This window comes from Streptomyces sp. B8-7, from assembly GCF_058833805.1.
On record NZ_JBYRRL010000005.1, the window covers coordinates 538600 to 550130 of the forward strand.

The 11531-nt window shown below is 73.9% G+C and carries 7 protein-coding genes; 3 read left to right on the forward strand and 4 right to left on the reverse strand.

Going from position 1 to position 11531, the window contains the following annotated elements:
* Window positions 1–196: 196 nt before the first annotated feature.
* Both adhE and AC5K6T_RS26550 read right to left on the reverse strand, forming a co-directional pair.
* Window positions 197–2866 (reverse strand): bifunctional acetaldehyde-CoA/alcohol dehydrogenase, encoded by a 2670-nt coding sequence (gene adhE, locus AC5K6T_RS26545; RefSeq protein WP_493212901.1) that lies wholly within the window; start codon window positions 2864–2866, stop codon window positions 197–199.
* 330 nt (window positions 2867–3196) lie between these two features.
* The gene (locus AC5K6T_RS26550) at window positions 3197–3922 is read right to left on the reverse strand and encodes a CBS domain-containing protein (protein WP_493212903.1); all 726 of its coding nucleotides are present in this window, start codon (window positions 3920–3922) and stop codon (window positions 3197–3199) included.
* 708 nt (window positions 3923–4630) lie between these two features.
* Here AC5K6T_RS26550 and AC5K6T_RS26555 point away from each other — a divergent pair.
* From AC5K6T_RS26555 to AC5K6T_RS26565, 3 genes are all read left to right on the forward strand, one after another.
* Window positions 4631–5509, forward strand: coding sequence for a universal stress protein (locus AC5K6T_RS26555; RefSeq protein ID WP_493212905.1), 879 nt, complete (start codon window positions 4631–4633; stop codon window positions 5507–5509).
* A 2-nt stretch (window positions 5510–5511) separates the two neighbouring features.
* Complete coding sequence (locus AC5K6T_RS26560) at window positions 5512–8451, forward strand: cation-translocating P-type ATPase (protein ID WP_493212906.1); 2940 nt, start codon at window positions 5512–5514, stop codon at window positions 8449–8451.
* Window positions 8452–8541: 90 nt separating this feature from the next.
* Complete coding sequence (locus tag AC5K6T_RS26565; protein ID WP_493213514.1) at window positions 8542–8799, forward strand: hypothetical protein; 258 nt, start codon at window positions 8542–8544, stop codon at window positions 8797–8799.
* A gap of 170 nt (window positions 8800–8969) precedes the next feature.
* Here AC5K6T_RS26565 and AC5K6T_RS26570 read toward each other — a convergent pair whose 3' ends face one another.
* Both AC5K6T_RS26570 and AC5K6T_RS26575 read right to left on the reverse strand, forming a co-directional pair.
* Window positions 8970–9626, reverse strand: a complete 657-nt coding sequence (locus AC5K6T_RS26570) for an excalibur calcium-binding domain-containing protein (RefSeq protein WP_493212907.1) — start codon at window positions 9624–9626, stop codon at window positions 8970–8972.
* Between the two features lie 181 nt (window positions 9627–9807).
* The gene (locus AC5K6T_RS26575) at window positions 9808–11304 is read right to left on the reverse strand and encodes a hypothetical protein (protein WP_493212909.1); all 1497 of its coding nucleotides are present in this window, start codon (window positions 11302–11304) and stop codon (window positions 9808–9810) included.
* Window positions 11305–11531: the final 227 nt, after the last annotated feature.

Here is an 11531-nt window from a genome sequence, read left to right on the forward strand (position 1 = left end):
CACCGGGCCGGCACCGTCTCGGCATCTCCCGGGCGAACGCCTGTGGCCCGGAGTCCGGCGCGGGCTCTGGCCCCGGGGCCGTCCGTCGGTCCCGGCGCCGGGACCGGCACCTGGTCGTGGGCCCCGCCCGGGTGCCGCGGGGTGGGGCCCACGTCGGTGGACTGCCTCCGGCAGGCCGGCGGGCCGCGGTGGGCGCCTACTCGCCGGGTGTTCCGGCCGGGCCGTGGTACGCCGCCCGCATGAGCTGCTGCATGTCGTCGAGCATGGGCATCCGCGGGTTGGCGGGGGCGCACTGGTCCTCGTAGGCGTTGAGGGCCTGCTGGGGCAGCGCGTCGAGGAAGGCGCGCTCGTCGACACCGAGGGCCTGGAACGACGGCTCGATGCCCACGGCGTCGCGCAGCCGCTCGACGGCGCGGGCGAGCGACTCCACGCCGGTCTGCGGGGTGGCCGCGGGCAGGCCGAGGGCGCGGGCGATGTCCTGGAAGCGTTCGGGGGCGCGGTAGTGCTCGTACTTGGGCCAGCCCGTGAGCTTGCCGGGGACGGTGCCGTTGTAGCGGATGACGTGCGGCAGCAGGACCGCGTTGGTGCGGCCGTGCGCGATGTGGAAGGTGGCGCCGAGGGTGTGGGACATGGCGTGGACGATGCCGAGGAACGCGTTGCCGAAGGCCATGCCCGCGATGGTGCCGGCGTTGTGCATCTTCTCCCGGGCCACCGCCGAGTCCGCGCGGTCGTGCACCGCCGCTTCGAGGTGCTCGGAGATCAGGCGGATCGCGTGCAGCGCGAGGCCGTCGGTGAAGTCGTTGGCGTACACGGACACATACGCCTCGATGGCGTGCGTGAGGGCGTCGAAACCGCTGTCGGCGGCCAGGGCCGGCGGCAGAGCGGTGGTCAGCAGGGGGTCGACGATGGCCACGCTCGGGGTGAGCGCGTAGTCGGCGAGGGGGTACTTCTTGCCGGTGGCCGGGTCGGAGATGACGGCGAAGGGGGTGACCTCGGCGCCGGTGCCCGAGGTGGTGGGCACGCAGACCAGGCGGGCCAGCGCACCCGGCGCGGGGAAGCGGAAGGCGCGCTTGCGGATGTCGGAGAACTTGTGCCGCATGTCGGCGAAGTCGACGTCGGGGTGCTCGTACAGCAGCCACATCACCTTCGCGGCGTCCATGGGCGAGCCGCCGCCCAGCGCGATGATCGTGTCCGGGCGGAACTCCCGCATGAGTGCGGCACCGTGGCGCACGGAGTCGATGCTGGGTTCCGGTTCGACGGTGTCGATGATCTGCAGCGTCACGGGCTCCGGACGGTGCTGCAGGACGCGGCTGACCCGGTCGACGAAGCCGAGGCGGGTCATGGTCGCGTCGGTGACGACCGTGACGCGGTGGACGTCCGGCATGGACTGCAGGTAGCGGAGGGACTGCGCCTCGAAGTAGATCTTCGGCGGGACCTTGAACCACTGGAGGTTGTTGCGGCGGGCGGAGACCCGCTTGACGTTCAGGAGCTGGGCGGCGGAGACGTTGTTGGACACCGACGTGCTCCCCCAGGAGCCGCAGCCCAGGGTCAGGGACGGCAGCAGGCTGTTGTAGATGCCGCCGATGGCGCCCTGCGAGGAGGGCGCGTTCACGATGATCCGTACGGTCTTCATGCGCCTGCCGTACGCCTCGGCGAGTTCGCGGTCCTCGGTGTGGACGACGGCGCTGTGGCCCTGGCCGTGGAAGGCGACCATGTCGGCGGCCAGGTCGAACCCCTGCTGCTCGGAGCCGGCCCGCAGCACGGCGAGGACTGGGCACAGCTTCTCGCGGGTCAGCGGCTCGTCCGGGCCGACGCGTTCGGCCTCGACCAGGATGAGGGACGTGTCGTCGGGCACGCTGAACCCGGCCTGTCCGGCGATCCACGCCGGACTCCGCCCCACCGCGGCCGCGTTGACCTTCGGCTCGCAGCCGCCGCCCGGGGCGGCGTCCCGGCCGGCCGGGAAGAGGAACGCCTCCAGCTTCGCCTTCTCCTCGGCGGTCGCCAGGTGGGCGTGCAGTGTACGGAACTCCGTCAGCGCCGCGTCGTAGATCTCGTCGTCGAGTATGACGGCCTGCTCGGAGGCACAGATCATGCCGTTGTCGAACGACTTGGACAGCACCAGGTCGTTGACGGCGCGGCGCAGCCTGGCGCTCTTGTGGACGTACGCGGGGACGTTGCCGGCGCCGACGCCGAGGGCGGGTTTGCCCGCCGAGTAGGCGGCCTTGACCATGGCGTTGCCTCCGGTGGCGAGGATCAGCGAGACGCCCGGGTGGCGCATGAGCGTGCCCGTCGCCTCGACGGACGGGCTCTCGATCCACTGGATGCAGTGCTCGGGAGCGCCCGCGGCGACGGCCGCGTCCCGCACGACCCGGGCCGCCTCGGCGCTGCAGCGCTGGGCGGCGGGATGGAAGGCGAACACGACCGGGTTGCGGGTCTTGAGGGCCATGAGCGCCTTGAAGACCGTGGTGGAGGTCGGGTTGGTGACCGGGGTGACCGCACACACCACTCCGACCGGTTCCGCGATCTCGACCATGTCCTCGATGTCGTCGCGGGCGATGACCCCCACGGTCTTCATCCGGCCCATGCTGTGCGTGACGTGCTCGCACGCGAACATGTTCTTGGCCGCCTTGTCCTCGAAGACGCCGCGGCCGGTCTCCTCGACCGCGAGCCGGGCGAGCGTGGTGTGCTGGTCCAGCGCGGCGACCGACGCCTTCTTGACGACGAGGTCGATCTGCTCCTGTGTCAGGTCCTCGTAGTCGGCGAGCGCCTTGAGTCCGTTCGTGACCAGCCGGTCCACGGCGATGGCGGTCTCGGACGGCTCACCGACCGGGCCGGCGGGGCGGGTTCGGGCGTCCTGTCGGGTCATGGGGGTTGTGCCTCCGTCGTCGAGGTGGTGGCCGGGCGGACCGGCTGCGTGCCGGAAGGGGAGCGGCACCGCGGGGGACCGGTGCCGCTCCCACCACCACCGTCTCCCGGGCGGGAGCCGTCGCCCAGGCGGCAAAGGGCCCGGCCGGGGCCCGACCGGGCCGGATCACCGGGGCCGGTCGGCCCTGACGGCGCGGGCCCGGCCGGGGTGGCCCGGGGCTGCTCGGGGCTCGGGGCGGTGGTGCCGGCGTGGGCCGGTGACGGGAACGCCGGAGCCGTCGCGGCGGCCCTCCCGCGGGTGCGCCGCCGGAGCACGCCCGGCGGCGGGGGGTCACCGCTCGGGAAGCCAGCGGTGGGCGATCCGGCGCGAGGGGTGCTTCTGGGGCGGATGCGTGTCGTCGACGCGGAACGTGAGGCTGTTCATCACACCCACCACGCCGTCCACCCGCCAGGTCAGCTGGATGGCGACCGGGATGTCGGAGCGGCGTTCCAGGCGCCCCTCCAGCGTGGCCGTCCCGTCATGGACCGAGACGACGACGGTGTGGGGCGGCAGACACATGGCGCTGGTCAGGACCTCGTCGATGATCTCCTGGCGGATCTCCTCGTCGGTGCGCAGGAAGACCCGCAGCAGGTCGCGGCGTGTGGCGATGCCGATGAGGCGGTCCTCCTCGTCCACCACGGGCAGCCGTTCGATGTGGTGACGCTCCATCACCCGAGCGGCGTCCGCGACGCGCTGCTCCGGGTGCACCGTGATCGCGGGCGTCGACATCAGCTGCCCGGCGGTCAGGGCACGGGCCTTGGCCGCGGCGACACGGGCCTTCCGGCGCAGCGCCGGCAACCGGAAGCGGCCCCCCTCGTCCCGCCGGGCCTGCGCGGCCTGCCGGCGGACCAGGTCGGTCTCGGAGATCACCCCCAGGACCTTGTCGTCGGAGTCCACCACGGGCAGGCCGCTGATCCGGTGCCGGGCCAGCAGCTGTGCCACGTCCTTGAACGGCGTCTCCCGGCACGCCTGGACGACGTCCGGGGTCATCACCTCGCCGACCTTGGATGTCTTCACGGCAGTTCCCTTCTCCGCCGGTGTCCGGGAAGGGCACCGGTCTCCCTGGTTGTCTGTGGAGGGCCACCGCTCTTTCCCGTGCACGGCCACCGCGGGCCGTCCCCTACCCCTGCCGGGCGGTGCGCTCCGGTGGCGGGCGTCGCGGGCCGGAACGCCCGGGTACGGCCGGCCGGTGCGACCGGTGCGACCGGTGCGACCGGTGCGACCGGTGCGGCCGGTGCCGTCCCGCGGCACCCCCCCGGGCAGCCGGCTCCTCGACGCCTCTTCAGCCTCCCGCGCGCCGACGCGACGCGGCAGGGCCGACCGGCCCCGAGCCCCCGGCCGATCCGCCCTCTCGGCCCGCTCTCCCTCTCGGCCCGCTCTCCCTCTCGGCCCGCTCTCCCTCTCGGCCCGCTCTCCCTCTCGGCCCGCTCTCCCTCCCGGTCCGCTCTCCCTCCCGGCCGGCTCTCCCTCCCGGCCGGCCCGCCCTCCCGGCCCGCCCGCCCTCCTGCCTCCCGGCCCGCCCTGCTGCCTCCCGGACCGGGCCGGCGACGGCACCCCCCGGGGCGGGACCGGCACGGGCGGCCGCAAGCCGGCCCCCCGCACGCCGAGGGCGTCCAGGAGTGCCGGTCGGCCCCCGGCCGGGGCGCCATCAGGCCCATGCACACCGGGAGCGGCCGGGGGAGTCTGGCGGGTGAGAACACTGGCGTACGGGATGCGGGAGACACGATGAGCGGTGTGGTGGCAGTCGGTGCGGACGGCTCGGCGTCGAGTCTCGCCGCGGTCGAGACCGCGGCGCGGGAGGCCCGCTCGCGCGGGGCGGGACTGCGGGTGGTGCACGCGTTCGTCTGGCCCGCGATGCACGTGTCCCTGGACCCGTCACCGCTGGGCCCGGCCGAGGGCGGTCTCCGGAACCTGGCCGACGGCCTGGTGGCCGAGGCGGTCGAGCGCGCCCGCGCCGCGGCACCGGAGGTCGAGGTCAGCCATGCCGTGGTGCCCGGCGAGCCGCTGACGGTCCTGGAGGCGGAGTCGCGCACGGCCGAGCTGGTGGTGGTCGGGTCCCGCGGTATGGGCGGGTTCGTCGGGCTGCTGGTCGGATCGACGGCCGTACATCTGGCGGCACACGGCCGGTGTCCGGTGCTGGTCGTGCGGGAGCAGCCGAGTACGGAGGGCCCCGTCGTGCTGGGCGTCGACGGCTCGGCGGCGGGCGGGCCGGCCGTGGACTTCGCCTTCGCCGAGGCCGAGCTGCGCAAGACGCCGCTGGTGGCGCTGCACGCGTGGACCGCGTGGAACGCGCCGATGCCCGCGCCGCAGGACCCGTCGATGCCGTACGCGAACCCGCCGGGCGCCCTTGCCGGGGAGGAGGAGCGCCTGCTGTCCGAGGCGCTCGCCGGCCGCCGGGAGCAGTACCCGGGTGTGGTGGTGGAGCACCGCCTGGTGCACGGCGGGACGCGGGAGGCGCTGATCGAGGCGAGCAGGTCCGCCCAGCTGGTGGTGACCGGGGCCCGGGGCCGGGGCGGCTTCACCGGCCTGCTGCTCGGCTCGGTCAGCCAGGCCCTGCTGCACCACGCCCACTGCCCGGTCGCCGTCGTCCGCGGCACGGAGTGACCGTGGCCGAGCAGACCACGGCCGCGCACCGCGGCCTGCCGGTACCCACGCCACCGCAGCACGACGCCTACCGCCGCGACGCCGCCGACGTGGCGGGCCTGCTGGCCGTGGTCCCGGCCACGGGCCTGACCACGGCGGACGCCGAGCAGCGGGCCGAGGCCTGGGGCGCCAACGAACTGGCCGAACCGGCCCGCCGGCCGCAGTGGCTGCGCCTGCTGGACCAGTTCCGCAGCTGGCTGACCGGCATCCTGCTCGCCGCGGCCGTCCTCGCCGGCGTCATCGGCGAGGTCAGGGACGCCCTCGTCGTCACCGTCGTCCTGCTCGTCAACGCCACCATCGGCTACCTGCAGGAACGCCGGGCGGAGCGCAGCCTGGAGGCGCTGCGCCGGATGCTCGTCCCCACCGCGCGGGTACGCCGCGACGGCCGGGTGAAGACGGTTCCGGCCGGCACCCTGGTGCCCGGGGACATCGTCCTGCTGGAAGCCGGCGACCGTGTCCCCGCCGACGGCCGTCTCGCGGTCGCCGAGTCGGTCGAGGCCGCCGAGGCCGCGCTGACCGGCGAGTCCCAGCCGGTCGCCAAGACGACCGCGCCGACCGCGGCGCACGGTGCCGGGCCCGTACCCGTCGCCGAGCGCACCGGCATGCTCTTCATGAACACCGCGCTGACCCGCGGCCGCGCCGAGCTGATCGTCACGGCCACCGGCATGCGGACCGAGGTCGGCGCCATCGCCGAGGCACTGCGCACCGGCGCGGAGCCCCCCGGTCCGCTACAGGTCCAGATGGACAGCCTGGGCCGACGCCTGGCCCTGGTCAGCGGCGCCGCGGTGGCCGCCTACGCACTCGTGGCCCTGCTGCGCGGCGAGGCGCTCGCCGACCTCGCGCTGCGTGCGGTGGCCCTGGCCGTGGCCGCGATTCCCGAGGGGCTGCCGGCCGTTCTCGCGCTCACCCTGGCCCTGGGCGTCCATCGCATGGCCCGCCGCGGCGCCATCGTCAAACGCCTGGCCGCCGTCGAGGCACTCGGCTCGGCGACCGTGGTGTGCAGCGACAAGACCGGCACGCTGACCCTGAACGAGATGACCGCCCGCGCCCTGTGGGCCGCCGGGCGCGTCTACGAGGTGACCGGAGAGGGATACGACACCACGGGCACGGTCCGCCCCGCCCGGCAGCAGCACGCCCGGCAGCTGCACGCCCGGGACCCGCGCGGTGCGGCCCCGTGTGCGGCGCGGGCGTACGACGCGGGTGCGGACGAGGTGTCCGGGTCCGACGTGTCCGGGTCCGACGTGTCCGGGTCCGACGTGTCCGGGTCCGACGTGTCCGGGCCCGACCCGGGTGTGCCCGACCTGGGTGTGCCCGACCCGGGTGTGCCCGACGCGTCCCGGTCCGCCCTGCGCGAGGCCGTGCTGCCGTTCGCGCTGTGCAACGACGCCCGCATCACCCCGGACGGCGTCGTCGGAGACCCCACCGAGGCCGCCCTGGCCGTACTCGCCGCCAAGGCCGGTGTCGACGCCGGACTCCGCGACCGCACGCCGCGTACCGGTGAGATCCCCTTCGACCCGGCCGCCAAGTACATGGCCACCTTCCACGCCGGCCCGGACGGCCGCGTCCGCGTCCACGCCAAGGGCGCCGTCGACGTCCTGCTCGAACGCTGTACCCACGTCCTGACCGAGCAGGGCCGGGTCCCCCTCGACGCCGGTCGCCGCAGTGAGGTCGCCGACGCCGCCCGGCGGATGGGCGGTCAGGGCCTGCGGGTCCTCGGGGCGGCCACCGCCACCACCGGCCTGCCGAACCCCCGTGAGGCGGCGGGACTGACCCTGACCGCGATCGCGGGGATGGCCGACCCGCCGCGTCCCCAGGCCCGGGACGCCGTGGCCCTGGCCCGGGCCGCCGGCGTCACCGTCAAGATGATCACCGGCGATCACGCCGACACCGCGACCGCCGTCGCCCGCGAACTCGGCATCACAGGAGACGTCGTCTCCGGCGCCGAACTGGCCCGGATGAGCGAGCGGGAGCTCGCGGACCGCATCGAGGACGTCGGCGTCTTCGCCCGCGTCGCCCCCGAACACAAGGTGACCGTCGTCCGCGCGCTCTCCGGGAAGGGCCACATCGTGGCCATGACCGGAGACGGCGTCAACGACGCCGCGGCCCTGCGCGCCGCCCACATCGGCGTGGCGATGGGCATCACCGGCACCGACGTGGCCAAAGAGGCCGCCGACATGGTCCTGACCGACGACGACTTCTCCACCATCGTCCGCGCGGTGCGCGAGGGCCGCTCCGTCTACGACAACATCGTCACCTTCGTCCGTTTCCAGCTGTCCACCAACATCGGCGCCATCCTCACCCTGCTCGCCACCGTGCTCGCCGGGCTGCCCGCGCCCCTGTCCGCGATCCAGCTGCTGTGGGTCAACATCATCATGGACGGGCCGCCCGCCATGGCCCTGGGCGTCGACCCCCCGCAGGACGACGCGATGCGGCGTCCGCCCCGCCCGCCCGGCGAACGCATCCTGAACGCCCGCCGCCTGACCGCCGTCACCCGCTCCGGCGCGGTCATGGCGGCAGGCACCCTCGCCGTCTTCGCCGGCGCCCGCCGGCTCACCGACCCCGCGAGCGCCGCCACCATGGCCTTCACCACGTTCGTGCTCTTCCAGCTGTGCAACGCCCTGGCCGCGCGCGGCGAGGACGGCCCGGTCCTGGGCCGCCACCAACTGCGCAACCGCACGCTGTGGATCTGCCTGGCCGCGGTGCTGGCCCTCCAGGCCGTCGCCGTGCACGTACCCGTGGCCCGGGAGGTCTTCGGCACCGTGCCGCTCAGCGCCGCCCAGTGGGCGGTCTGCCTCGCCACCGCCTCCACCGTGCTGCTGGCCGAGCACGCCTGGCGCGCCGGCCGTCACGGAGCGGCCGGGGCCGGGGCCGGTGCCGGCCGAGCGGCCCCACCTCCCTCATGACGAACAGTCCCTCCTCGGCGAAGCCCCGGTGCCGAGCACGCAGCGACGCGAAGACGTCGCCGCGCACCACCGCTGCCCCAACGGGCCGTTGTGGCAGCGCTCGGCCTGCCCGCGCCGAAGCTCGACGGGACCCGCGCCACCTGCGTGAACGCGGTTCCCGGCGCGGACGTGGTGGTCGAGGCCACCCGGACCGGCTTCGAGCAGTTCGTCGAGATCGAGGAGAGGCCGGCCGAGGGCTGCCCGAACGCGTCGACGTACCTGGCCGCCGCACGGAACTCTCCCGAGCAGCAACCGGACTGGGTCACGTGCGACCTGTTCGGCCCGCAGCGGGCCGCGCCCACCGGATGAGGGCCGTACCGCGCCGGACGACGTCCGCGCCGCAGCCCTCGCCCCGGCCTCGCCCCGGCCTCGCCCCGGCCACGGCACTCGCCCACCGCGGCGGCACCGGTCGTGCCGGCACGACCGAGGCGGGGCAGCGCACCGGATCGCCGCATACGGACCCCTCGGGTGGGGGTGCACTACGTCTCGCAGGCCACTCCGTTGCGGTCCCGGTCCAGATGGGGTGCGTAGCCGGGCTCACCCTCATGGATGTTCACGGCGCCGGCGGCTCGGGCCTCGTCGCAGTTCTCGTAGTAGGGGGAGACCTCGCCGGGTGGCGGTTCCGGCGCGCTCACCTCGCGTACGTCGGCGGCGACGATCGTGCCGTGGTGAACCGTGTAGGTGCCTTCGAAGAGCCGTACCGAGCCGTCGGTCTGCGTGGCCTCCAGCCTGACCGAGACGGTGTCGTCGTCCGCGCGGAGGATGCGAACCGTGTCGTGGGCGGTGGTGGCGAACCCGCCGGCGAAGTCCGAGTAGGAGTCCGAGAGGTTCTTGCCCCCGAGGTCCCAGGCTCGTCGGTAGTCGTGAGCGTTGATGGCGGCGAAGTACTCGCGGACGACGGACGACGCGTCGGCGACCGTCGGCGAAGTCGTCGGCCGGGGGGACGCGGGCGTCGGCGTCGTCGACCCGGGCGTCGTCGGCGGGGACTTCGGCGGTGGGGTTTCCGACTCCGTGACGGTCCTGGTCACCGTGGCAGGGCTCCGCGTGGGCGTCGACTCGTCGTCCGCGCAGCCGCCGACGGCTGCCACGGCGGCCACCAGCAGCGGCAGGACTCCCGCACGGACGAGGCGGCTCATGGTGTCACCTCACGACCTGAGGCCCCTCCTCTCCAGCCTGCGCCGCCGTCGCCGGAAGGGCAACGTGCCGCGACGCCGTGCATGCCGCGTTCGTCGACGCCCCGCACCCGGCGCTGCGCTGCGGCAGGGCCGTCCTGGCAGCCGCGGCGCCCTCGTCGCACTGCGCCGGTACCGGCTACGGCTACGGCTGCTCGGCGGCCCGACGGAGCAGGGCGATCGGCTGGTCGACCGCCGTCGACCTGGTCTTCATGCCGTACGGTTCCTGCTCGTCCTCGCTGAGCACTTCCCGGCTGTCGGGGTCGCGGGCGATGTGGACCTGCATGTAGGGGATGGTGTCTCCGGGTGCGAAGGGCTGTCCCTCACGCCACTTCGGGATCACCCACCACATGGCCGCCCAGTCGGGAGCCTGGGTCATGTTCATGATCGCGCTGCTGCGGTAGATCCTGGAGCGGTAGCGAAAGAAGTCGTCGCCCGGGTCCGCGAGCCACCCCGGGGCGTCCCAGACGTGCTTCCGATCGGCGGAGTCCACGTCCCAGGAGTACTCGACCGACTGCGGATAGCTGTTGGCGAGCTTGCAGCGATCGGCCCGGATGAACGAGACCGTCGCGTCCAGCTCGACGCGTCCCTGACCGGTGTCCGTGACCGGCACTTCGATGACGGCCTGCTTCGAGAAGTCGTCACCGGGATCGAGACGGCTGCCGGCCGAAGTGATCTGTCCCGCCGCCAGCAAATGGGCCGGGGCGTCGAAATCCTCGTGACTGTGGGTGTCCCAGCCGTTGCCCAGTTCGTCCCGCCACCTGGTCAGTCCGGTGCCCTTCTCACGGAAGGTGCTCGGCCAGAGGACGGCCGACCACTGCGTCCCGACGACGAAGATGCTGATGGACCCCTCGTTGCGGAACGTGAGGTGCGCCGGTACGTAGAGGCTGGTGCCGGCGGCGTTCAGGGTCGGCTTCCCGAAGGAGACCATGAAGGGGACCTCTGGCGGGGCGACGTAAGGGGTGTACATGGCAGAGTAGGCCACGCTCGCGGAACCGATGAGAGCCGAGAGGGCAACTCCGGTCGCGAAACTCTTCGGGTGCGGAATCCCCCGCCAGGCCTTGTGCCGGCTCACTTCCCACAGCGCCCAGCCGGACCAGGCCACCAGGGAGACCCATAGCCAGAACAGCCCCGCACGGTAGCCGCCCTCCCACTGCAGGATCAGGAACATCAGACCGGTCACGGCCACGATGACGACGCCGAGCAGGACGCACTGCCCCGCAAACCGGGTGGTCCGCTTGCCCCAGTGGTCAAGGACGGCCGCCGCCGCGACCGCCTCCACCAGCGCGCCGGCCAGGAACACCACGCCCATGACCCGCCCGCCGAAGGTCAGTGCTCTGAGGGTGTCCGTCAGCCCCACCCGGAAGAGCACGGCGGCGGACACCAGGAGCCCGAGCATCATCAGACCGGCTCGGACGCGCCTCCGCCAGGGCCGGTCCGGCCACAGGTCCGGATCGGCGCGCCATCGGACCTGCCCGGGATTGCCGAGGTCGATGTCCGCGGGCACCCCTGCCCGCCGCAACACCCGGCGGAGGTCCCGGGGCGACCACGCCCGCCCCACGCTCTTCCCCGCGACGGTGACCTCGCGCAGCCCCCGGCTGTCGGGTGCGTGCACGATGACCTGCGGTCCGCTGGGCGTCATGTCATCAAGGTCGGCGTGGCTGGAGTGGGTCCGCAGCCGGCATGGGCATTCGGGTGACTCCTCGGCACACGGCCGCTGCAAGTGGCGCGCGAGCAGGCTTCCGGCCGGGGCGCCCTTCCGGGTTTCGGCACGCGGCGGGCACGGCAGGGGCAAAGAAGCCCGGACAACGACGAAGGCCCAGGTCTGTGACGTGCAGCTCCCGTGGCGAGGCCGGGTCCGTGCCCGTG